Origin of the sequence: Mesorhizobium sp. M0601 (assembly GCF_040320845.1) — a bacterium.
Classification (GTDB): Bacteria; Pseudomonadota; Alphaproteobacteria; order Rhizobiales; family Rhizobiaceae; genus Mesorhizobium.
The window spans coordinates 14,576-35,956 of sequence record NZ_JAMYQK010000052.1 but is presented as its reverse complement, the minus strand read 5'-3'; the positions used below and the strand labels follow the sequence as shown (position 1 = coordinate 35,956).

21 protein-coding genes and 3 pseudogenes are annotated in these 21,381 nt (G+C 60.7%); 15 read left to right on the top strand and 9 right to left on the bottom strand.

The annotated features are described in order from the left end of the window. Window positions 1–262 precede the first annotated feature (262 nt). Together NKI41_RS29785 and NKI41_RS29780 are read left to right on the top strand one after the other, a co-directional pair. Window positions 263–520 (top strand): hypothetical protein, encoded by a 258-nt coding sequence (locus NKI41_RS29785; RefSeq protein WP_031211977.1) that lies wholly within the window; start codon window positions 263–265, stop codon window positions 518–520. A gap of 347 nt (window positions 521–867) precedes the next feature. After that, window positions 868–1,128 carry a hypothetical protein gene (locus NKI41_RS29780; protein ID WP_352686337.1) on the top strand — a complete coding sequence of 87 codons (261 nt, stop codon included), beginning with the start codon at window positions 868–870 and terminating at the stop codon, window positions 1,126–1,128. Between the two features lie 250 nt (window positions 1,129–1,378). On the opposite strand, the gene NKI41_RS29775 is transcribed toward NKI41_RS29780, so the two are convergent. Next, entirely contained in the window at window positions 1,379–1,678 is a 300-nt protein-coding gene (locus tag NKI41_RS29775) for a DUF1236 domain-containing protein (RefSeq protein ID WP_352686334.1), read from the bottom strand. A 201-nt stretch (window positions 1,679–1,879) separates the two neighbouring features. On the opposite strand from NKI41_RS29775, the gene NKI41_RS29770 reads away from it, so the two are divergent. Further along, a complete protein-coding gene (locus NKI41_RS29770) occupies window positions 1,880–2,779 on the top strand; it encodes a DUF1236 domain-containing protein (protein ID WP_352686331.1) in 900 nt (299 codons plus the stop codon). A gap of 105 nt (window positions 2,780–2,884) precedes the next feature. Here the strand turns inward: NKI41_RS29770 and NKI41_RS29765 are convergent, their stop codons facing one another. Together NKI41_RS29765 and NKI41_RS29760 are read right to left on the bottom strand one after the other, a co-directional pair. Then, window positions 2,885–3,127, bottom strand: a complete 243-nt coding sequence (locus tag NKI41_RS29765) for a polymerase (RefSeq protein ID WP_352686328.1) — start codon at window positions 3,125–3,127, stop codon at window positions 2,885–2,887. Between the two features lie 188 nt (window positions 3,128–3,315). Beyond that, entirely contained in the window at window positions 3,316–3,639 is a 324-nt protein-coding gene (locus tag NKI41_RS29760; RefSeq protein WP_352619115.1) for a DUF4142 domain-containing protein, read from the bottom strand. Between NKI41_RS29760 and NKI41_RS33395 the strand changes: the two are divergent. Together NKI41_RS33395 and NKI41_RS29755 are read left to right on the top strand one after the other, a co-directional pair. Beyond that, window positions 3,588–3,795, top strand: a pseudogene (locus tag NKI41_RS33395) (hypothetical protein); the annotation flags it as partial. The gene NKI41_RS29760 and the pseudogene NKI41_RS33395 overlap by 52 nt on opposite strands. A gap of 70 nt (window positions 3,796–3,865) precedes the next feature. Further along, a pseudogene (locus tag NKI41_RS29755) lies at window positions 3,866–4,287 on the top strand (exopolysaccharide biosynthesis protein). Here NKI41_RS29755 and NKI41_RS29750 read toward each other — a convergent pair. The 4 genes from NKI41_RS29750 to NKI41_RS29735 all read right to left on the bottom strand — a co-directional run bounded on the left by NKI41_RS29750 (window position 4,284) and on the right by NKI41_RS29735 (window position 6,319). Next, on the bottom strand, window positions 4,284–4,475 hold the full coding sequence (locus NKI41_RS29750) for a hypothetical protein (RefSeq protein ID WP_352619117.1): 192 nt from the start codon (window positions 4,473–4,475) through the stop codon (window positions 4,284–4,286). The pseudogene NKI41_RS29755 and the gene NKI41_RS29750 sit on opposite strands and share 4 nt — an antisense overlap. Window positions 4,476–4,630: 155 nt before the next feature. Beyond that, the gene (locus tag NKI41_RS29745; protein WP_352686325.1) at window positions 4,631–4,858 is read right to left on the bottom strand and encodes a hypothetical protein; all 228 of its coding nucleotides are present in this window, start codon (window positions 4,856–4,858) and stop codon (window positions 4,631–4,633) included. A gap of 117 nt (window positions 4,859–4,975) precedes the next feature. Then, window positions 4,976–5,218: a DUF982 domain-containing protein gene (locus NKI41_RS29740; protein ID WP_352503259.1), complete on the bottom strand. Its 243-nt coding sequence runs from the start codon at window positions 5,216–5,218 to the stop codon at window positions 4,976–4,978. Window positions 5,219–5,851: 633 nt separating this feature from the next. Next, window positions 5,852–6,319, bottom strand: a complete 468-nt coding sequence (locus NKI41_RS29735) for a hypothetical protein (RefSeq protein ID WP_352474337.1) — start codon at window positions 6,317–6,319, stop codon at window positions 5,852–5,854. 1,388 nt (window positions 6,320–7,707) lie between these two features. Between NKI41_RS29735 and NKI41_RS29730 the strand changes: the two genes are divergently transcribed. The 10 genes and pseudogenes from NKI41_RS29730 (at window position 7,708) to NKI41_RS29685 (ending at window position 19,549) form a co-directional block, all read left to right on the top strand. After that, entirely contained in the window at window positions 7,708–8,100 is a 393-nt protein-coding gene (locus NKI41_RS29730; RefSeq protein ID WP_502898893.1) for a hypothetical protein, read from the top strand. A 587-nt stretch (window positions 8,101–8,687) separates the two neighbouring features. Beyond that, window positions 8,688–9,385 (top strand): annotated as a pseudogene (locus NKI41_RS29725) (ArdC family protein); the annotation flags it as partial. A 552-nt stretch (window positions 9,386–9,937) separates the two neighbouring features. Continuing rightward, the gene (locus tag NKI41_RS29720) at window positions 9,938–10,849 is read left to right on the top strand and encodes a carbohydrate ABC transporter permease (RefSeq protein WP_352474341.1); all 912 of its coding nucleotides are present in this window, start codon (window positions 9,938–9,940) and stop codon (window positions 10,847–10,849) included. Then, window positions 10,849–11,748 carry a carbohydrate ABC transporter permease gene (locus NKI41_RS29715; RefSeq protein WP_352503255.1) on the top strand — a complete coding sequence of 300 codons (900 nt, stop codon included), beginning with the start codon at window positions 10,849–10,851 and terminating at the stop codon, window positions 11,746–11,748. Before NKI41_RS29720 ends, NKI41_RS29715 begins: the two co-directional genes overlap by 1 nt. A gap of 47 nt (window positions 11,749–11,795) precedes the next feature. Then, window positions 11,796–13,325, top strand: coding sequence for an ABC transporter substrate-binding protein (locus tag NKI41_RS29710; RefSeq protein ID WP_352686320.1), 1,530 nt, complete (start codon window positions 11,796–11,798; stop codon window positions 13,323–13,325). A 65-nt stretch (window positions 13,326–13,390) separates the two neighbouring features. Then, window positions 13,391–14,920: a xylulokinase gene (locus NKI41_RS29705; RefSeq protein ID WP_352686318.1), complete on the top strand. Its 1,530-nt coding sequence runs from the start codon at window positions 13,391–13,393 to the stop codon at window positions 14,918–14,920. Further along, the gene (locus tag NKI41_RS29700; protein WP_352686316.1) at window positions 14,913–16,238 is read left to right on the top strand and encodes an iron-containing alcohol dehydrogenase; all 1,326 of its coding nucleotides are present in this window, start codon (window positions 14,913–14,915) and stop codon (window positions 16,236–16,238) included. The genes NKI41_RS29705 and NKI41_RS29700 overlap by 8 nt, the downstream gene beginning before the upstream one ends. A gap of 76 nt (window positions 16,239–16,314) precedes the next feature. Continuing rightward, window positions 16,315–17,397, top strand: coding sequence for an ABC transporter ATP-binding protein (locus NKI41_RS29695; RefSeq protein ID WP_352503251.1), 1,083 nt, complete (start codon window positions 16,315–16,317; stop codon window positions 17,395–17,397). Further along, window positions 17,398–18,453: a hypothetical protein gene (locus tag NKI41_RS29690; protein ID WP_352686313.1), complete on the top strand. Its 1,056-nt coding sequence runs from the start codon at window positions 17,398–17,400 to the stop codon at window positions 18,451–18,453. Window positions 18,454–18,550: 97 nt separating this feature from the next. Next, the gene (locus NKI41_RS29685; protein ID WP_352686310.1) at window positions 18,551–19,549 is read left to right on the top strand and encodes a sugar-binding transcriptional regulator; all 999 of its coding nucleotides are present in this window, start codon (window positions 18,551–18,553) and stop codon (window positions 19,547–19,549) included. A gap of 52 nt (window positions 19,550–19,601) precedes the next feature. On the opposite strand, the gene NKI41_RS29680 is transcribed toward NKI41_RS29685, so the two are convergent. Together NKI41_RS29680 and NKI41_RS29675 are read right to left on the bottom strand one after the other, a co-directional pair. Then, window positions 19,602–20,333, bottom strand: a complete 732-nt coding sequence (locus tag NKI41_RS29680) for an ATP-binding cassette domain-containing protein (protein ID WP_023678772.1) — start codon at window positions 20,331–20,333, stop codon at window positions 19,602–19,604. Between the two features lie 2 nt (window positions 20,334–20,335). Further along, entirely contained in the window at window positions 20,336–21,316 is a 981-nt protein-coding gene (locus NKI41_RS29675) for an ABC transporter permease (protein WP_352503300.1), read from the bottom strand. Between the last annotated feature and the right edge of the window lie 65 nt (window positions 21,317–21,381).

Here is a 21,381-nt window from a genome sequence, read left to right as displayed (position 1 = left end):
TTGTTTCGCGAAACGGCAATTCAAACCGGAGGCGCCCGACGAAAGCTTGGCAAACCAACACTTTGGAAGCATGCGGGCTACTTGCCGTCGTGTTGTCCTTTATTATTACCGTTCTGTTGGTTGGTCTCATCCTTGGCTGAACCCATGCCCCTGCCACCGGCGACACTATGCCGGGCAATTGGCGAAGGTTGTGGCCAGTTCGAAGGATTAAACCATTCGTGCTAAGCGTTGATAGCGTGTAGCCATAGGAGAGGACGCCAACGTGGACAAACGGGCTGAAGGAGACGCGGAGAAATTGGCTCGAGGCGAGTTCGAGCTCAGAGCCGAACGATATGGTGTGAACGCCTTTCTTCTCGTTGTCGAACTCGTAAATCTGCTGGAAAAGCGTGGAACGATCAGCAGCGACGACGTCGCGAAAATAGCCGAAGCCGCCGCACTTGCCGTTGCCGCATCCAGCGAACCCGACGTGAACAGCATCAATCTGTTGCAGGCCATCGCTGCCGCACGCCGGCCCAAATAGGCTTATATCAAATCCGCCAGCAATCGGCGCCCACCGACGCGTGGACTACCGAGATCAAAGGGACGGATGCGGAGGGCAAGCGTGTCGAGGACAACGCGGGAACAGTCGCTCCCGATTTATTCCTGACCTTTTCTGCACTCAATCTCTGAAACCACCCACCCTGCCGGTTGCCGCCACCGATGCACATGCCAGCGTGCCAATGCGCACGACCGAGTGCGCTGGTGTAGCGAAGCTTGCGCAGCTACCGCGTGCTCATGCACCGCAGCCTAAGCCTCATGCTAATCACCCAGCCGGTTGAGTGCAGTAGGTACAAACGTCCGCTTGTAGAATGGCCTTCTTGCCTATTAATGCAGACGCTCTACCTCGTCCCGATGATTTGGGCTCCCGCTGGAAGGTTCTACGATGCCGGCGAAGTCGCCAATCCACCGCCGATGCACGACCCGGTCATTCTGCGGCTGGTCAAAGAAACGGGGATCACCGTCGAACAGGCGCGCGACCTCATCAACCTATTGGGCAACCTCAACTGGAACTCGCTCTTGCGAGAAGCCCGCTTCCTTACCAGCGCCGCCGAGGCGATAGGCACTCAGTCACGGATATTGAAATGTTGAAAGCGCCACAAAATCCGCTAGTCTTAACGGCGGTCGCCTCTGCTTGCCACGAGGTGACTACCTAGCCTAACCCCGCTCCGGCCAAAGCGTCCCCCCGCCCTCGCCCCAACGCCGGAGCGGGGCTTTGGTCATCCCCGGCCTTGTCAGGCGCACGGTTGTCCTTGCCACGATGGCCAGTAGCCACGGTGTCGGTGCGGTACTTCATTGTCGCTCAACGTCGCCGCATGTCCCTTCAAAACAACGCGCTTGCTCACTGGATGACCTTCACGATCCTGCGTGTGCCTGGATCGACCAGGACGGTCTGGTTGTCGACGACGACGTAGCGGTATTTGACGTTGGGGACTTCATGAAGCTCGACGGTATCGGGCAGGGTCGAGCCGACATTGAGCTCCACGCCGGGGAGCTGGACGGACGCCAGAGGCTGCTTTTTCACATACTCGCGTACGATCGTCTCCTGCTGCGGTTCGATGACCACGTCCTGAGCGGCAGCGGCGCCAATACCCGCAAGCAGCAAAAACCCAGCCGCGGCCGCCGAAAGATGCATTCTCATGATTGTCTCCTTTCCTCGTGAGCCACCTCTGCGCTGCGCTGCGTCATGCTGTTCGCAGCGGGTGGCTAGGCCGGTAACGTCATCAGGTGGAGCTTGTTCCGCCACTCGGATCGCTTGCCGTTTCCTTCCATTAGTTTGGAACAAAGTTTTTTAAACGCAGTTTTGCGGGGTGAAGGGACGCATTTTCCAAGGAGATCTCTCATGAAAGGCGTTCTGATCACCAGCATGTTAGCAATCAGCGTCAGCTGCGGGGCCGCACTTGCCCAGACGCAGCAGTCGACCGACGATCAGTCCGGCGCCAATTGTGCAGCGGGCACTGCCAATTGCCAGAACGGCGCCAAGATGGGCGAGCAGGCTCAGGGCAAGGCCGGCGCCACCACTGATCAACAGGCGCAGGGCAAACCGAAGCTGAAGACCGGCGAGCAGGCACAGGGCAATGCTGGCGCTACGACTGACCAGCAAGCCCAGGGCAAACCGAAACTGAAGACCGATCAGCAAGCCCAAGGCAAGGCTGGCGCCACGACTGACCAGCAGGCCACGGGCAACACGAAGATGAAGACCGAGGAGCAAGCCCAGGGCAAGGCTGGAACCACCACCACCGAGCAGGCTCAGGGCAACACCAAGATCAAGCCCAATCAGCAGGCTCAGGGCAAGGCTGGAACCACGACAACCACCGAGCAAGCTCAGGGCAAGCCTGGCGCCACGACCGACCAGCAGGCCACGGGCAGCACCAAGATGAAGACCGACGAGCAGGCTCAGGGCAAGGCCGGGACCACGACCACCGAGCAGACCCAAGGCAATGCCTCGACGCAGACGCAGGACCAGAGTTCGACCGCTTCCATCAGCAATGTGACCGTTGAACAGAAGACCCAGATTACCCAGGTCATCAAGGAAACGAACGTCCAACCCGTTTCCAATGTCGATTTCGACATCTCCGTCGGCGTCGAGGTCCCGCGAAAGAAGGTCCGGCTGCATCGTCTGCCGGCGCGCATCGTCAAAATCGTTCCGGCTTATGAAAATTACGAGTATTTCGTGCTCGCTGACGGCCGGATCGTCATCGTCGACCCGAATACCTACAAGATCGTGATTATCCTGACCTAGTCGTGGCCAGACGGTCTACCGTGGGTTGATTCACCAAAAAAGCCCGCCGCGCAGCTCGGGCGGCGGGCTTTTCCGTACCCAGCTCCAGCGTCTGCAAATCGCAAATCAAGGTCCGTCCTCGGGGCGAGGAGTGAGCACGGTATGATCGATGGTGTCGGGCAGGCAGGGACTGGGCAGGCAGCTTGTTCGGACTGACGCGGTGGTCATGGCATCGATATCCGTGACCAGCACCATTCTCGCGTAGTGCCGCGGCCACAGCGGCTCTCCAAACAGGACGAAGACGCCGCCAATCATCAGCGTCACCAACAAGAGTGCCGTTGCGTTTGCAAATATCTCGCCGTAGCGCATGGTAACCTGTCCTGGCCGGAAATCGATTCAGCCTGTGACAGCGGCAATCGGGACGGTGCCGAAACCCAGCTCTACTGCCCTTGGCGCCTCGCGAATGCCGCCTCCCGTTGGATCCTCTCGGGAATAAGCCAGGTGAATAACGGCACTCTCGGTACTTTGTTCCCGGGTCCCGACGACAGCCGCTCCCTTCATGCCGGACGTTTCCGTTTGCGAAGCCGCTGGCGGTCGTCGCCATTGATGCGCGGCAGCGAGATCCTTGACGTGACGTTCGTGCATCTGCAGCACTGGCAGCGTCTTTTTGGCAACTCCTTCATTTCAGCCGGATCGTCGCCGGAATCTGCGTAAGCGGAAAACAGCGCCACCGCTTCCTTATGCGCCTGGGTCTGCATGTCGATATATTTCGATTGGAAGCTGTCACCACTGGCCTCCTTGAGTTGGTCGGAGAGCGCGCGAAGCTTCCGTGGAGATCGTTCGCCAGTCTCAGAACTGCCTGACGTCTCAGGACCCGCCACTCATCGAGCGCGCCGCCGGCGACTACGGCTGGGCGGCGGTCCACCGCCATCAATATAGCGATTGGCCGTACCGCGCCGGCGGAGCTTCTGGATAGCCAGGACCCGCAATGCGCAGCCCTTGTCCGGGCTCTGAACAGAGCCGGCGAGGATGCGTGAGGACCGGCTGCGTGGGTGAGATGTCCGAGCCATCCCAGCGTTGACGCCGATCCCGGGGCCGTTCGGCACGGTGTTCGGCAGCGGGCTCGCGCTGGTCCCGCTCCAGATCGTCGAGGGCAGCCGGAGGGTCTGGTTGCCCGCCATCATCAGAGAGCGCCAGTTTTCGCCTGTGGCGTTCGGTCTTATGGTCCGTCATTCGGTGCCGATGATCAGCCGGGTGGAGAAAGTGGTGCGCACCGGTCGGCTGCAGATCCTGACGGGCCCGACGGTGCAGACCCGCTCGGCGTTCCGATCTTCCTGCTCGCTGTCGTTATCGCCCTGCTGATTCCCTTCGGCAATATCCTGCCGGTGCTCTCACTGGTAGTCTTGGCCGTCGCATTGATGGAATGCGACGGTCTCGTAACCCTGATTGGACTGCTGCTCGCCTCGACGTCGTTTGTCGCGACTGCGGCTCTGCTTGTTGTTGTGGCATCAGCGGTCCCGACGTCCTAAGCGCGGGATTGCGAGATCACGGGCGCGTCGTCAGGCATTGAGTCCGAGACCCGCCGCTCACTGACGGCCCAGGCCTGCTCTTCGACATTTTCATCTGCCTCAAGTCTGCGCCGCAACTCGCTCATCACGCGGTGCGTCATCTGAACATCCTCAATCGAAATATGACCTGCCACATAGGCAACAACCATGTCGGTACCCGCAGAGCCATAACGCCAGCAATAGCAGTTTCTAAAAGGGTCCAGAATGTTTGGTCGAACTACCGAGCGGGGATTCGTAACCAGCTCGCTAAGTTCCCCGTGCCGCTCACGATCCTATAGGGTTGAACCAGTGGAGAGCCATGCGGCTATTCGCGAAGATCGAACCCGACAAACAGGCCAACGGCTGGCGCAATCTCGACAATAAGTTCGACCAGCGCGCAGTCACTTTCCACCAGATTCGGCCCGTCTCGGCGCACCGCTGCGATAGTGTCTTTGACGGAGATGATTTGGCCGCGAGAGGCTTGCAGGATTAGCTCGTGAACAAGCTGTTTGGCCGTCACCTTGTCGGGTCGACAGTCCGTCCAAAGGTTCATACGAGGCCTCCCACCTCAGCGGGAACCCAAGCGGCCACTTAGGTCACCTCTCGAACAAATCAATGTTCGAATCGTACGAAATAAAGGACTGAATCTTTGGGAGAAATTCTCCTCCTCCTACGGGGAGAGATACATCTTGGCTTCCTTGGCGGCAGCCTCAAAGGCCTTTCGTACCACCTGAGGGTCAATCGGATCGCCCTCTAGATCTGACAGGCAGAGGGTCACCGCCTTGTGCCAGCGAGGTCCTCTGCGGGTCCACCTCTTGAGTTGCTCAAGGGCTGTCCTCGCATTGTTGCAGCCATGCCTGTCGCCGGTTTCAGTCTTCACGAACACCGGAGGGACGAACCAATGGGTTGCCATCGAGGGACAATTAGAGGGGGTGGAAATGTTTGGAAGGGATGTCTGAGCCGGTGATCGAATTTGGCTTGTGCGAAGAGCCACACGACCTGCTAATCAGGAAAAAGCATCCCCTCCTCCATGGCAGCGGCCAGGAACGCCTTGCGGCACTCCTCAGGCTCATCTCGTCGGCAATAACAGCCACGCAAACGCGCACCGCGAGGTTCCAGTCAGGGCCACGGTTGCTTCAGGAGCTCCTTGGCTGCAGCGTGCACGTGGTGGACCCCTAGCGGAAGCCGTCGTGCTCCGTCTTGACGTACACTGGAGGTGCGAACCAAAGGATTGCCATGGAATTTAGAGAAGGACTTCCTCTGCGACCAGCTTCCGGTCGGGAGCTGGTAAACTTTTTGACCCTCGACCCTAAACAGAGGACCGTAACATCCCCATCTCCTCGGCTGCGCCGCGGTCGCGGTGAGGGATAGGCGCCCAGCCTGGTTCGGTTTCGCCGTTGCGGAGCCACGGAAACGGCAGATTCCCTCACGTTGGCGGTGCGGCGGTGGAACGGGGCGACCGAGAACCGCTGTTGCAGTTAAATCTCAGTCTTCGCTGCAGGCCAGCGCGATCAACGTCCACACATATTTCTGAAAGTCTCAGGCTTTAGCAGCCTTCCGCACGTAGCGATCGCACCATTCGCACGACGACGGGATCGTAGGCGATTTTTTCGGATCTGCTGTAGTTCATTATAAAGAGCGCCGCACCGTCATTGCAGACGGCAATGACGCGTACGTAGCGGATTTGCCCGTCCCTGATACCGGAATAACTGGCCCACGTCGGCTTAACGCGCCGATAGGTCACTTTCCAGCCCGCCTTTTCATCCTCGACAATTCGATGCTCTATTTCGGCGCGGAAACTGGCCTTTCCGAGCCTTGCGCCCCAAACAGCAAGAAAGGCCTCGTTTTTGCCCTGAAAAGCTGCTCCCTGGTCGGAACGCTGAGTTAAAACAAAGCCGGGGGGCGCATCGAATACAAAGCCAAACTGCTTGATGCCGAAGGGCTGCCACTCTTGCGCATAAAGAAGCGTGGTGGAAAATAACAATGAGACGAAGCTAAGCAGCAAGCGGAACATGGCGCTTAATTAGGGTCGAGTAATATACCGTCCATACCCTGCCGGGGTTTTTTGCCAAGCCGACCTAGCATCGGCAAGCTGGCTTAGTCGCAGACGCCGGCGGCGCCGCTCGACACGGCTGCTTAACCCGACTTGGCTCCAAACTCGTACTCGGGCGATCACCTTGGCCCGATGAGGCGCCGTTGGTGAGCTGCGGCTGGCCAGCGCCGCCGCAGGCAATCGATGGCAAGATTTTGTGGCCGCAGTTGGTCGGCAATCCAAGGCTTACGAATCCTCGCGTCCAATCCCTGTGCAGATTCCCACTGGAACCAATGCGACCGGGGCCGGTTAACAATTGAAGGGGTCCCTTGGATGAAGGGGCCCCTCGGATCTTGAATGATGGTCGATCTTTTGAACATCGAGTTGCCTAAAGCCAGGCAGCGCGTGAACAAGCGGAGCTGTCTCTCCACGTGCCACCGAAATCCTGGACAAAGACTGCGGCGTCGGCATTAACATCGCGCTGTGCGACAGGATTAGGTCTGCACAACGTCGACTGGCCGAGGCCAGACCTGCACGGACTGCGGTCTGACACGCTGAACATCCGGCCGCTTGGCGGAGCATCGCAACAGGCCGCAAATTTCCGCGCGATGCGCGCTCAGGGCCACTGGTGTTCCAGAGCTTCAATGCGTCCACAAACCGACGGTTGGAGCGTAAAGGACGAACTCGGCACCGAAATGTCAGATTGTCCCCCGGTCGCTACCGGCAGCAACAAGGTGGTACCGGAAGTTGTTGCGCATGCGTCGTCGAAATAGCGACCCTGGCGGATGCGGCCCGGAACGCGGCAAAGGTCTCCGGCGGAACGCTCTCAAACTCGGTATGCCTTGGCACTGGCTACAAACCAGACCGAGAGGATTCTTCTTTCCGGATCAGACCCCGTTTTGCGTATGGAGGTGGAGGGCATGACGGCAACTCGGGTCGAGACGGTCAACGAGCGGAGAGGCAGTCGCGTTCTTTGTGTCCGTCCCTCAGCAATCGGCGCAAACGCCGAACATGGAGCTGGCGCTCCTGCGAGGAAGCGGAAAGAGATCGGAGGGTTGTCTGCGGATGCTGCAGCCGCCCACGCGCCCGCTCAAGGCTTAGTTTCTTCCTGGGGAGGAGCTTGTGGGTCAGGACAATCAGGGACGACGGAGTGGTACGCTTCGTTGTGGCAGAACGACCGCTTGATCGCAGCCACCTGGAACAGCGTCGAAATCGCAATCATCACCAATATCATCTGTCTCGTGCTTGGTTCGGTCTCACCTTGATTGTCGCCGCGCACGCCGCGGCGCGTTGGAGGATGTCATTGGGATTCCTGTGTGAAAAGATCCGGGTAGGATTGCCGATTGGGCCTGTGCGCCCATAGTCACGGCATGAAGGCGGAGTATGTTGAACTGGTTTTGTTGGAGCAATCACTTGCCAATACAGGCGGTATGAATCGGGCGTTTTCCGACCGAGTGGATGACATCGCGGAGAAAACTGGCGGATCTGTCTTGTTCGACGTTCGCGTGGACGGCGATTCTCGCATTCAGAGGATGGCGGCGATTGGGTACGGCGCAAACGACACCGTGGTAGCAATCATGATGGATAAAAACGGACAACTTACATCCGCGCCGGTGGACGCAGACAACGACTTTCTGGTGGCCGAACTAACCGTGTGGAGTTCGCTGCCGATGGCCGAGCAGGCCTCTGCCAACTACCACGGCGCGGCAGAGAGCTTGCTTGCGAAGCTTCGCAAATCGGGCCGTTTCGACCGGTCTACCTGATCTTTCTCAAAGTCGGATGGCGGTGGCGTGATGGCGAGACACACGGTAGCGCGTCGTGTGGGTCATGTCCCACGAGTCTGAATGTCCCACGAGTCTGAACCAAAAAGAAAGTTTGATATCAAGCTCTTTACCGCGTCGGTGGCCCGCAAGGGCGAATTGGGACCTACAAGTTCAGCAATGATGGGCAAATTGTCCGCGTCGGTCTGAACGGGTCGACGGCACATGGACGATGCCGTCCGAATCGGTGACATAGCGCTCGCAGCGAGCCCGGATTGACCAGTTCGAGGTACGCGGGCTGATACGAGGCATCGATCACCCGCTGCAGGGTCAGATCGCTAGCGAGCGTCGCGCCGTACACGGTGGAGGCCAAGCCCGTGGCTGTGCCAAGCCCCCGTGGGCACGCTGGGGAAGCATGCCGTAGGGGCCGTCAATATAGGCGCTGCCGCGTGGCGCGCCGCTGCGATCGTGCCTGCTGGCAGGTATAGCTGCCTGCCGTCGCATAGGCCGTGGAGCCTGCATCGTCACCGTATCCAGCCATGCCGATCCTCACTTTGCAACATTCAGGTTCCGCCCACGTTGAGTTCGGCTCAGGCTGCGAGGAAAACACCTGGATGACCTACCGGCAGGCGCAGGACTTCGGTGGTCAAGCCCGTAAGGGCGAAAAAGGCACCCTCGTCGTCAAATATGGCACGTTCACGCCGAAGCATCACGACGATGACGAAGACCGCGCGATTCCATATCTGAAGGGCTACACCGTCTTCAATATTGAGCAGATCGAGAACATACCGGATCGCTTCTTCAGCCCCGCCGAGGAGCTCTCGGCAATCCGGCTCCGCACATCGAGGCCCTCGAGAGCTTCGTCCAGAACATCGGCGCAAGCGTCAGCTACGGTGGTGCCAAAGCTTGCTACCGGCCCAGCATCAACGACATCCTCATGCCTGACCGCGGGCGTTTCGACAGCGAGGTTCACCTTTACTCGACTTTGCTAGACGAGGTTTCGCATTGGTCCGGCGCAAAGCATCGCCTGGACCGCGATCTGACGGGCAGGTTCGGCAGTGAAGGCTACGCCGTGGAGGAGCTTGTTGCGGAGCTCGCGGCATCGTTCCTGTGTGCCGACCTGGGCGTGGCGCATGATCCACGCGACAACACAGCCGCCTATCTGGCGAGCTGGCTCGCCGTCCTTAAGAGTGACAAGAGAGCCATCATCACGGCCGCTGCGAAGGCGCAGGCCGCTGCCGAGTATCTCACAATGCTGCAGCCGGCCGTCGGACTGGAAGCCGCGTAATGAGATGGGGTGTCCGGAGGCCGGCGGTGGACTTCGGCGCCATCATAGCAATCGATCCTTCATCGTTCCACCTGGCGCCATTTGGTTGTCCGCGGACAACCACTGCTCTGTCTGAGGTGTTCTCCTGCATTCCCTGTGAGTTGTCCGCGGACAACTAAGCTCGAAACGGCATCAGGGTTAAGCATTTGTAAATTCGTAACGAAAAGGGTCTATTGTAACTGCGCAGTTTATCGCATCTTAGCGCTAATTGCGCAGTTCGAGGGCCAAGGATGTTGCAGCCAAAATTGGCGGCGGCCCTGAGCGCGTTTGAGGCTGGTGCACGGCATTTGCCGGCGGCGTTTCCTCCAAAACAACTCCATACTCGGCGATCACGCATCCTCTGAGACCACGAGCAAATCCCTTGAGCCTGACTGAACCGACACTTGACAAATCGGCGGCCGTCCGACACGTTCTTAACAAAAGGCACAACAAACTTACAAAAGTTCAAGTTGGCACAATCTGGCCGATAGGGAGAAGGCCGATGCGTCTGTGTGACCGAGCGGAGATTTGCGCGTGAGCACGGTGACCGTGACCCGCGAAGCGCCCAGATGGGCCCTTCCCCGGTTCATGACGGCCGAGCATCCTTTCCCCTGGCTCGCGCCGATCACGGTGATGCTTCTCGTTTTCGGCATCTATCCCCTCGCCTATTCGGTCTGGCTGTCGCTTCACAAACGCAATGTCGTTTCCCGTCAGCTCGACTTCGCCGGGCTCCACCAATGGACGCGCGCCTTCTCGGATGCGCGTATGTGGCATTCGCTGGAAACCACGCTGATCTACACCTTCGTCGCGCTTGCGGTTCAGCTTGCGCTCGGCATCCTCATCGCGCTTCTGCTTGACACCGATCGCAAAGGTTACGGCGTGCTGCGGGCGCTGATGACACTGCCGCTGGTGGTGCCGCCTGCGGTGACCGGAATGATGTTCCTGCTGATGCAGGACGGCTCTTTCGGCGTCCTGTCGTTCTACCTCTATGCCCTCGACCTGATCTCGCCGGCACAGCCGATCCTGACGCAGCCCGGAACCGCATTGGCGGCGATCCTGCTGGCGGACATATGGCAATGGACGCCGTTCATGGTGCTCATCATCCTGGCAGGGCTCAGGGCGCTGCCGAAGGAACCTTTCGAGGCAGCCGCGATCGACGGGGCCAACGGCATCCAGACGTTCTTGCGGCTCACATTGCCGATGCTGCGCAAGGTGATAGCGGTCGCGGTGCTGATCCGCGGCGTCGATCTCTTTCGCATCTACGACTACGTCTACATCATCACCGCCGGCGGGCCAGGCACGGCCACCGAGACGCTTTCGTTCTACGCTGGCCGTATCTACTTCACCGGAGACTTCCCCTATGCCGCGACCCTGTCGCTGATCGTGCTCGTCGTCTTGATCGTCGTGTCGAATCTCTTCGTCAGGCTGTTCAAGGTGAGGTTCTGATGGAGTCGTCGCGCGCCCAAACGATCGCCCGCGACGTGCTCGCCGTCCTGGTGGTGGCGATCTTCATGTTCCCCATCGCGTGGTGGGCGCTGTCGTCTATCAAACCCTATTCGGCGATCTTCGACCGCAGCGGACCGGTCTACGTCGGTTTCACACCGACGCCGGACAATTACCGTGTGACGTTGCTTGGCGTCTCACGCGTCGACATCGGCATGGAACAGGGCGGCGAGGCGGCCGGGGTGATCAAGGGTGGCGCCAGTTCATACGATTCCCGCCAGTCGTTGCTCGACAGCGCCATCATAGCCGTCGGATCTACGGCGCTGACGCTGCTGCTGGCCACCCTGGCCGCCTATTGCCTGTCGCGAATGCAGTTCAGCGGCCAGCAGTCCTTCCTGTTCTGGATTCTTTCGCAGCGCTTCATGCCGCCAATCGCGATCGTCATTCCAATCGTTTTCATGTTCCGCGATCTCGGCTTGCGCGATACCTATACGGGCCTCGTCCTCGTTCACAGTTTGATCAACCTGCCGCTGGCGGTTCTGCTTTTGAAGTCGTTCTTCGACGATGTTCCGCGCGAGGTTGATGAGGCGGCGCTTATTGACGGCGCGACGCGCTGGCAGACGTTCCGACGCGTGGTCCTTCCCATGGTCAAGGGCGGCATCGCTGCGACGGCCGTGCTGTGTTTCATCTTTTCGTGGACCGAGTTCCTGCTCTCACTGTTCCTGACAACGTCGATCCGCACTGTGCCGGTGAAGATCTCGACCTTTGTCACCTCGACCGCGACCGAGTGGGGCTACATCACAGCGCTCGGCACGTCCGCGATCATACCCAGCTTCATCTTTATCCTGCTGGTTCAACGGCATCTGGTCCGCGGCCTCACCCTCGGATCGCTGAAGGAGTGAGGCGCTGACGAGAAGAACGACGACAAAAACGCAATGGAGGAACGATCATGAGCTTCAGTGAACACGACAAGAAGACATTCGTAGCCGATACCTGCAATGACTTTACGGCGCGCCGGATAACCAAACGCGACTTCATGAGGAAGATGGCGCTCGCCGGTGTCGGCTTTTCCGCCTTCGGATCGGCCATGCTAGGTGGTGGCCGCACCAGTCGGGGGATGCTGGGCCTCGGGGTTGAAGAAGCCCGCGCCCAGGACGCCGATATGCTGAAGTGGCTGGCCGACGTCGGCAAACCATATGTCGGCACCAAAATCCGCTACACGTCGGAAGCGACGCCGCCAACGATTGTTGCCAACCAGCTTGTCGCGGGTGAATTCACCAAGGCAACCGGCATTGAGGTGGAAGTCGAGATCGTGCCGCTGGAGCAGGTTCTCGCCAAGGCGACGCAAGACGTACAGGGCCAGCTTGGCACCTATGACGTCTACTATCTCGACCAGTCCTGGATGGCGACATTTGCCCAGGATGTCGTCGATCCGCGCGAGTATTACGACCAGAACAAAGAACTGGCGATGCCGAACTTCGACTGGGACGATTTCTCCAAGCCGCTGGTCGACGGCATCGCCATGTACAACGGCAAACAGTGCGGAATTCCATTCGATATTCCGATCTTCATCCTGATGTACCGCAAGGATCTTTTCGACAAACACAACATTGCCCTGCCGACAGACCTCGACGCCTACCTCAAGGCCGTCCAGGCGCTTACAGAGGCAGAAAAGAGCAACGGCATCTTCGGCACCGCGTGCCAGGCGAAGTCCGGCCACTATTCGCTGGAATGCGACTGGACCTTCGCATTGTGGGGCCATGGCGGTTCTGTCTTCAACAAGGACAAGAAGTTTGTCGGCAATGACGAGCGCGGCGTGGCCGGGCTCAAATTCTATCAGGAGCTGGTCAAGAACTCGCCGCCGTCGGCGACGACTTGGACCTGGGACGGCCAAGGACAGGCCCTGACACAGGGACAAGCCGCCATGGCAATCACCTGGGGCGAGGATTTCCCCGGCTTCGATGCCAAGGATTCCAAGGTCAAAGGCCTGTTCGAGGCCCTGCCCGCGCCCAAGGAAGTTCCTGGTCGTCGCGCCGCTGCCGATTGCGGCTTCAACGAAATCCCGGCCGTCGGCCACCAGGGCGGCTCGACGATCTCGCTGTCGCAATATTCCAAGAACAAGGAAGCGGCATGGCTGTTCATGCAGTGGGTCTGCTCGAAGGATGTCATGGCGCGGGTATCGACGCTCGGCGGCGGCGCCTCGCCGATGCGCAATTCCTCTTTTACAGATCCTCGGGTCAAGGCGAAGGCTGTTGTCGGCCCCGGAACGACACGCCATTTCGACGCGATCAAATACACGATCGACAATCAGATGGGATCTGAGCCGGACATGCCGATCTGGGCGGATCTGTCGAACAACGACATTCCGGTTGAGCTCGGCAAGTTGCTTACGGGCCAAGACTATGGCGGCGATGCCAAGGCGTGCCTCGATGCCATTGCCGGCATTGTCGACGGCAAAGTCAAGGACGCCGGTCTTTAGCGGCTGGTCGGTGATTTGGGCGAAGGCGGCTTCGGCCGCCCTCGCCGTTTGGCAACGTGGCGGCAATGGTTCCTGATCTCGTCATCGGCATTGATTCCTCGACCTCGGCAACCAAGGCGATCGCCTGGGACCGCAATGGTCTGGCCGTGGCCGAAGGTCGTGCACCGCTTGCAATGTCCAACCCGCGTTCGGGCTATTTCGAGCAGGATCCGGCCGAGTGGTGGACCTCGACGGTCGCAGCGCTGCGCGCCGTGACGTCAACGGTTTCGCCGGCACGCATTGCCGCCCTTGCGATTGCCAACCAACGCGAAAGCTTCGGCCTTTTCGACGAGCAAGGCCAGGCGGTCGGGCCGGCAACGCTCTGGCTCGATGAGCGCGCCCGTGGGAAAGCACGGCGCTTCGGCGAGAGTTTCGGCGCGGCACGCGTCCACGCAATATCCGGCAAGCCGCTGGACGTCATTCCTTGCCTTTACCGCATGATCTGGTTCCGCGAGCAAGAGCCCGAGATTTTTGCCCGCGTGGAGCGGATGGCCGAAGTCCACGGCTATCTGGTCTTTCGCTTGAGCGGCCGGTGGGTGACGTCCACCGCATCCGCCGACCCGATGGGCATACTCGATATGCGGGCTATGGACTGGTCGAACGATATACTGGAGGCAGCGGGCGTCGCCCGGCGCATGATGCCGGATCTGGCGCGGCCCGGCACCGTTCTGGGCCAACTGACGTCGCAAGCGGCCATTTCGACGGGCCTGCGCGAGGGCACGCCGATCGTCGCCGGCGGCGGCGACGGTCAATGCGCCGGCACGGGCGCTGGTGTGTTGCAGCCGCGATGCGCTTACATCAACCTCGGCACGGCGGTCGTCTCCGGCAGCTTCGGCACGGACTACGTCCACGACCAGGCCTTCCGCACCGAAACGGCGGTCGCCGATAATGGCTACATCTACGAGACGTGCCTTCGCGCCGGCACTTTTCTTGTCGACTGGATGGCGCGCGAGATGCTTGGCGTCGATCTGCATGGCGCAAGCGATGCCCTGGAGGCGCTCGAGGCCGAAGCCGCTGCCAGCCCGATCGGCGCAGGCGGCATAATGCTCCTGCCCTACTGGCAGGGCGTCATGGACCCACACTGGGACAGTGCGGCCCGTGGTGTGATTGCCGGGCTTTCGGGCTCGAGCCGCCGCGGCGACATCTATCGCGCCGTGCTGGAAGGCATAGCGCTGCATCAGGCCGCGACAAGTCAGCGGGCGGCTGCGGCTGCCGCCCAGACCATCGACCAGTTCATAGCCATCGGCGGAGGAGCGAAGTCCGACCTGTGGATGCAGATTCTGGCGGATGCACTCGGCCGTCCCGTAAAACGTTCGACGACCGTCGAAGCCTCCTCGCTAGGCGCGGCGATGGCGGCGGCAAAGGGGGTGGGCTGGTTTTCCACCATCGCCGAAGCGTCGCTCGCAATGGCCAGCGAGCCGGCCAAAACCTTCGAACCGGACACGAAACGGGCCGCGCTCTACGCCGAACTTCTTGCGATCCATGCTGATCTTTGGCCAACGCTTGCAGCCTGGAATCAACGCCTCGCGGCCTTCATGGAGGCCGATCATGGCTGAAACGACCAACTGGAACGCGTTGATCGAGGACGTTGTCGCTGGACGCTGGACAGATCCCAAGACAGGCGCGGCCGCGGTCCTGCCGTTCCAGACGATCGAATTGCTGGAGACGACGGAAGGCCGCGAGGCGGATCTCGTTGCGCCGCTGAAGCTAGGCAGCCGCATCGCCGTGGTCTCCGATATCAACACCGTCGATGTGATGGGCAGGCGCGTCGCGAAGGCGCTGCGTGCCATCGCCGACATCGACGAAATCGTGCTGCCTGACGGCCTCGACTGTGATGAGGCGACGATCCAGATGGTCAGGGAGAAGACACGTCACGCCGAAGGGGTCGTGGCCGTCGGGTCGGGCGTCCTCAATGACAGCTGCAAGCATGCAACCTTCCTCGACGAGCGACCCTATGCCGTCTTCGGCACGGCCGCCTCGATGAATGGCTACGGCGCCTCGACAGCGTCGGTGACCTTGGCCTCCGGGCTCAAGATCTCGCTGCCCTCACACGCCCCCAGGGGCATCTTCCTGGATCTTGGCGTGTCGGCCGCAGCGCCCGCCTGGCTCAGCGCCGCCGGGCTTGGCGACAGCCTCTGCCGCTCCACGGCCCAGATCGACTGGTGGGCTTCGCATCGGCTGTTCGACACTTACTATTCCGAGGTGCCCTACCTGCTGCAGGCGGGCGATGAGGAGCCGATGCTGGCCCATGCGCCTGGCCTTGCCAGGCATGACGTCACCGCTGTCGGGCATCTCCAGCGCGTCCTGACGCTGTGCTCGATGGGCGTGTGCTTTGCCGGCGTTTCCCATCCCGGGTCCATGGGAGAGCACCAGATTTCCCATTGGGTCGACATGTTCGCGCAAGACCATCATCCCGGCACCACGCACGGCCAGCAGGTGGGGGTTGCCTCGCTGGTCATGGCGCGGCTGCAAGCGCGGCTGCTGGACATGGAAAAGCCGCCGCAGGTGAAGCCGACCGCCATCGACGAGGCGGCGATGCTGGCCCGTTATGGCGCGCAACTTGGACCACTTTGCATTGCCGAGATGAAGAAGACGGCACTCGACGCCAGCCAGTCGGAAATCTTCAACCGCAGGCTTGCGGAAATCTGGCCGGCGCTGCGCCAGGAGGTTCGGCCAATGGCAATGCCGGTCGCCCGCATGGAGGCAGCACTCAAGGCTGCCGGGGGGCCGGTCACCGGCGCGGAACTAGGCCTGCCGCGCGCGCTTTGGCACGATGCCATTCGCTATTCGCGAGAAATCCGTGGCCGATGGTCCTTTGTCAATTTGGCAGCCGATGCAGGACTCTTGGAAGAGTTTCTGGAGAGCGAATGGTGAGAGCGCATCCGATCGCCAATCGCTCGCAAGCGAAAATGAGATCCAACCGGCAAGGGCAATCGAAGGGTAGCAATTTATGGCGTCTGTCACCATCAGCAACATAAAGAAGGACTATGGCGCCCTCTCGATTATCGATGGACTCGATCTCTCGATCGAGGATGGCCAGTTCGTCGTTCTGCTGGGGCCGTCCGGCTGCGGCAAGTCCACTCTGTTGCGCATGATAGCCGGTCTCGAGCCCATCACGTCCGGTGAGATCGCCATAGGCGACAGGGTCGTCAACACGCTCCATCCCAAAGACCGCAACATCGCGATGGTCTTCCAGAACTACGCGCTTTACGCGCACATGACCGTCTTCGACAACATGGCCTTTTCCATGCAGTTGAAGAAGCGCCCCAACGAAGAAATCAAACAGAAGGTCGGGTGGGCGGCATCGATCCTCAACCTGACACCCTATCTGGAACGGTATCCCCGCCAGCTTTCGGGCGGCCAGCGGCAGCGCGTCGCCATGGGTCGCGCCATCGTGCGGGACCCAACTGTGTTCCTGTTCGACGAGCCCCTATCCAATCTCGATGCCAAGCTGCGCGTGCAGATGCGCACCGAAATCAAGGAGCTCCACCAGCGGCTGAAGACCACCACCGTCTATGTCACGCATGACCAGATCGAGGCCATGACCATGGCCGACGTCATCGTCATCATGCGCGACGGCCGTATCGAGCAGATCGGGCGCCCGCTCGATGTCTACGATCGCCCGGCAAACCTCTTCGTCGCCTCCTTCATCGGCTCGCCCGCAATGAACATGTTCCATGGCGAGGTGGCTTCCGAGCGCGACGCCTGGGTTGTGCGGACCGACGAGCTATCCCTCCCGCTCCCGCCAGGGGCTGCGGTCCGGCCCGGCCAAAAGGTGATCTACGGTATTCGCCCCGAACATCTTCGACCAGTGGCCGACGGGCGCGGCATTCCGGCGAGGATTACGGTTGTCGAGCCGACTGGCCCCGAAATTCACATCTTTGCCAGCATGGGTAACGTCGCAATCTGCTCGGTGCTGCATGACCGGATGGAGCTCTCTCCTGGAGCTGTGATCCATCTGGAGCCGGCGCCTGAGCGAATCCACCTGTTCGACGAAGGCAGCGGCGAGCGGCTGGACAAGGGAAGAAGCTGAATGGCGCGGATCGTTATCCTCGGCGCCGGCGTCATGGGCTCTGCCATGACGCTTCCGGCCGCTCACGCTGGTAACCGCATCACTCTTGTCGGGACCCATCTCGATGAGGAGATCGTCGGCTCGGTGGCCAGCACAACTCATCACCCACGCCTCAACATCACTCTGCCTGATGTCGTAACCGCCTGTTCCTGGACCGAATTCGCTCCGGCGATGAACGATGGACCCGATCTGCTTGTACTCGGCGTCTCGTCGGCCGGCATTCCTTGGGCGATCGACCGCATTGCAGAAAGCATCAAGTCGCCCGTGCCGATACTGATGATTACGAAAGCGCTTGCGGCAAGCGACGAAGGCGTGGAAATCCTGCCACATCTGCTTGCCCGCGAGATCGAGCAACGCACCGGCTTGTCGGTCCCGGTGATGGCCGTCGGCGGACCGTGCATTGCCGGCGAACTGGCGGCGCAGCGCGACACCTCTGTGATCGTGGCCGGGCATGATCCCGACCAGGTAGCCGCGGCGTCCCGCATTCTGCACGCGCCTTTCTATCATGCGCGATCGTCATCCGATCTCGTCGGCGTCGAGATCTGCGCCGCTTTCAAGAATTTCTACACACTCGCCGTTGGCGCTCCCGTCGGGCTGCTCGAGCGCGACGGCAAGGCGCCCAATGGCGCACTCATGCACAACCTAGCCTCGTCGCTTTTCTCGCAGTCCCTCGCCGAGATGGCGATTCTGGTCGAAGCCCTGGGTGGAAAGGTCGAAACGGTGCTGGGGCTGGCCGGCTCCGGCGATCTTTATGTGACCTGCCAGGCGGGCCGTAACGGTCGCATGGGGCGCCTTCTCGGCCGCGGCCTGCCCTATTCCGTGGCGAAGCGCGAACATATGAGTTCGGACACGGTCGAGGGCGCGCAACTGGCGCTGGACCTTGGTCCGACTTTGAAGAATATGATGGCCCGGGGTGTACTTCCCCACGATCGCCTGCCGCTGACGAGAGCCATCATCGACGCAATTTGCCATGATGCTCCGCTGGTCTTGTCCTTCGACCGCTATCATCGAGGCTAGCGGAGCCCGGAAACTCGATTGATGCCTCATATCGATGAGCACTGGCTCCGCCAAGCCCGCTCTGGACCCGCTGCCGCGGAGTGGACAGGATGATCTGATGGAGAAACCAGCACGAAAGAAACGCGACGGCCGCCAAGCCGTAACGAGTTCCGTCACATCCGATCGCGAGGAAGGGCTGCTCGTGCGCGCCGCCTGGCTTGCCTATGTCGGCGACCTGACGCAAGCACAAATCGCCAAGTCTCTTGGCCTGACCCGCCTTCGCGTCAACCGGATGCTGGCGCATGCCCGCCAGCGGGGGATCGTTCAGATACGCATCAATTCCAAGGTGGCGAACTGCATCGAGTTGGAGCACCGGCTGCGGGACGCCTATGGCGTTTCCGACCCAATCGTGGTTCCGACACCGCCCGATCCCGCCCTGGTGCCACAGGTGATCGCAGCCGCTGCCGGTGAAGCCCTGTCGCATAGAATCCGTGACGGGATATCGGTGGGCGTGGGATGGGGACGGACGCTCCAGCTTAGTCTGCGCTCAGTGACCGTACGCCCCGTCAGAGGGATGTCGGTCGTTTCCCTGCTCGGCGGGCTCACGCGTGGATCGGCGATCAACATCTATGAAATCGCCTCGCGGCTCGCGGCGCTTTTCGACGCGGAATGCTTCTACATCGCAGCACCCGTGTTCACGGATACGGAGGCCACGCGCGATCTGCTTATGCGCCAGTCCATTCTGGAAGACGCTTTCACCCATGCCCGCGACGTTGACGCCGCTTTCGTTTCGGTGGGCGCGGTGCACAAGGACGCCACCATCTTTCGGATCGGACTGGTAGGAGACGATGATCTCAGATCGCTCCAAAAAGCCGGAGCCGTCGGCGATATTTGCGGCCACTGGATCGGCGCCGACGGACAACTCGTCGATCACCCGCTAAACAGCCGTGTCATCGGCCTCGCCCCCGAACATCTGCGCGACATCGACACTGTGATCCTGCCCTCCGGCGGTCTCGACAAGGTTCCGGTGCTGCGTGCCGTGTTACGTCTCGGCGTCGTCGATGTGCTGATCACCGACGAGAAGACCGCTGAGGCGATCCTCGCGGAAAAGCCGTAGCGCAGACTGACCTCTACCAGCAGAGCGGCTCGCGAGTGATCGCTTCTTCGCGTCACAGAACCTCGTGGATTTCCTCGATCGAAGTCTCGCCGATCCGCTTGTCGAGAACGATCTCGCCGCGCGCCATCGCCACGACCCGGTCACAGCATTCGAAAACATGATGCATGTTGTGGCTGATGAAGACGCTGGTGATGTTCTGGGCCTTGAGGGCGCGAACGAAGCCGATCACCTTTCGCGTCTCCTTGACCGAGAGATGATTGGTCGGCTCGTCGAGGATCATGACTTTCGACTTGAAGTGCATGGCCCGGGCGATCGCCACGCCTTGGCGCTGGCCGCCCGACAGTTCGCCGACCAGCGCGTCGGGCGACCTCAGATGCAGATCGACGTCGGCGATCGCCTTGACGCTTTCGTCACGCATGCGCTTCTGGTCCAGGATGCCGATGCCGAAAACCGAGCCCTTCACCGGTTCGCGTCCGATGAAAACGTTGCGTGCGATGGTCATGGTCGGGACCATCGAATTGTACTGGTAGATCGTCTCGATGCCGCGATCCATGGCGTCGCGCGGGTTCGAGAATCGGACCGGTTCACCGTCGATCCTGATCTCGCCGCCATCGGGCTTTTGGGTGCCTGACAGGATGTTGATCAGCGTCGATTTGCCGGCGCCGTTGTCGCCGACGAGGCCCAGCGCCTCGTCTGGGTAGATGTCGAGAGTGACGTTCTTCAAGGCGTGGACGCCGGAATACCATTTCTGGAGTCCCTTGATCGCGATGATGGGTGCCGCCATGATCAGGTCTCCACCTTCATTGCCCTGCCCCGCTTTCGAAGCCAGGCGTTCACGACGACCGCGAAGATGGTCAGGAAGCCGATTGCCATCTTGAACCAGTTGGCGTCAACCTGGCTCAGCACCAGTCCGTTGTCGATGACGCGGATCAGGGCAGCCCCGATGATGCCGCCGAAGATGGTGCCAATGCCGCCAGTCAGCGAGGCGCCACCGATGACGGCAGCCGACACGGCTTGCAACTCCAGCCCCTCGCCGATCGAAGGCAGCGGCGCGCCGAGCCGCATCACCTGAATGGTGCCGGCAAAGCCGGCGAGCACCGAACAGATCATGAAGCAGGCGACCTTCACCCGGGCCGTCGGGATGCCCATCGATTGCGCGGCGGGCAGAAAGCCGCCGGTGGCGCGCACCCAGTTGCCGAAATTCGTGCGCGACAGAAGCACCGTCACCAGGATTGCCACGGCGAGAAACCAGAAGAACGACATGCGAAAGAGGTCGCCCGGCCCCACATAGATCGTAAACAGCCATTTGGGCAGAGCGTTGGCCGGGATGACAGGAGGGAAGCCACCGGAGATTACCACCGTCAGCGAACGCGCGATGAACAGCATGCCAAGCGTGGTGATGAAGCTTGGTATCGCGAAACGAATCGTTATGAATCCGTTGAAGAAGCCAATCAGGGCGGCGATCGCGAGCCCGGCGGCAAAGGCCGGCGCGAACGGCACGCCTGCCGCCAGCATCACCGCCATGGTCATCGGGGTCAGCGCAAAGACCGAGCCTACGGAAAGATCAAACTCGCCGCATATCATCAGCAGGGTCACGCCGATCGCGACCAGCCCCATTTCAGGCAGCAGCCCAAGCATTCCGCGCACGTTCTGTGTGTTCAGAAATACGCCGTTCGAGCGAATCTGAAAGACGAGGAGGAGGAGGAGCAGGAACACGACCGCCGCAAGCTCCGGCTTCTCCAGATAAATCTTCATCAAGCGCTTCATCATTCGCTCCGGCTTGGGATTGTTTGCGCTGGCTTGTCGCATCGGCAAGGGATGGCGGCAGTCTG

Coding starts and splice junctions, on each gene's coding strand:
- NKI41_RS29780 (WP_352686337.1), top strand. CDS start 868: ATGCAGACGCTCTACCTCGTCCCGATGATTTGGGCTCCCGCTGGAAGG.
- NKI41_RS29775 (WP_352686334.1), bottom strand. CDS start 1,678: ATGAGAATGCATCTTTCGGCGGCCGCGGCTGGGTTTTTGCTGCTTGCG.
- NKI41_RS29770 (WP_352686331.1), top strand. CDS start 1,880: ATGAAAGGCGTTCTGATCACCAGCATGTTAGCAATCAGCGTCAGCTGC.
- NKI41_RS29765 (WP_352686328.1), bottom strand. CDS start 3,127: ATGCGCTACGGCGAGATATTTGCAAACGCAACGGCACTCTTGTTGGTG.
- NKI41_RS29750 (WP_352619117.1), bottom strand. CDS start 4,475: ATGGTTGTTGCCTATGTGGCAGGTCATATTTCGATTGAGGATGTTCAG.
- NKI41_RS29745 (WP_352686325.1), bottom strand. CDS start 4,858: ATGAACCTTTGGACGGACTGTCGACCCGACAAGGTGACGGCCAAACAG.
- NKI41_RS29740 (WP_352503259.1), bottom strand. CDS start 5,218: ATGGCAACCCATTGGTTCGTCCCTCCGGTGTTCGTGAAGACTGAAACC.
- NKI41_RS29735 (WP_352474337.1), bottom strand. CDS start 6,319: ATGTTCCGCTTGCTGCTTAGCTTCGTCTCATTGTTATTTTCCACCACG.
- NKI41_RS29730 (WP_502898893.1), top strand. CDS start 7,708: ATGAAGGCGGAGTATGTTGAACTGGTTTTGTTGGAGCAATCACTTGCC.
- NKI41_RS29715 (WP_352503255.1), top strand. CDS start 10,849: ATGGAGTCGTCGCGCGCCCAAACGATCGCCCGCGACGTGCTCGCCGTC.
- NKI41_RS29710 (WP_352686320.1), top strand. CDS start 11,796: ATGAGCTTCAGTGAACACGACAAGAAGACATTCGTAGCCGATACCTGC.
- NKI41_RS29705 (WP_352686318.1), top strand. CDS start 13,391: ATGGTTCCTGATCTCGTCATCGGCATTGATTCCTCGACCTCGGCAACC.
- NKI41_RS29700 (WP_352686316.1), top strand. CDS start 14,913: ATGGCTGAAACGACCAACTGGAACGCGTTGATCGAGGACGTTGTCGCT.
- NKI41_RS29695 (WP_352503251.1), top strand. CDS start 16,315: ATGGCGTCTGTCACCATCAGCAACATAAAGAAGGACTATGGCGCCCTC.
- NKI41_RS29690 (WP_352686313.1), top strand. CDS start 17,398: ATGGCGCGGATCGTTATCCTCGGCGCCGGCGTCATGGGCTCTGCCATG.
- NKI41_RS29685 (WP_352686310.1), top strand. CDS start 18,551: ATGGAGAAACCAGCACGAAAGAAACGCGACGGCCGCCAAGCCGTAACG.
- NKI41_RS29680 (WP_023678772.1), bottom strand. CDS start 20,333: ATGGCGGCACCCATCATCGCGATCAAGGGACTCCAGAAATGGTATTCC.
- NKI41_RS29675 (WP_352503300.1), bottom strand. CDS start 21,316: ATGAAGCGCTTGATGAAGATTTATCTGGAGAAGCCGGAGCTTGCGGCG.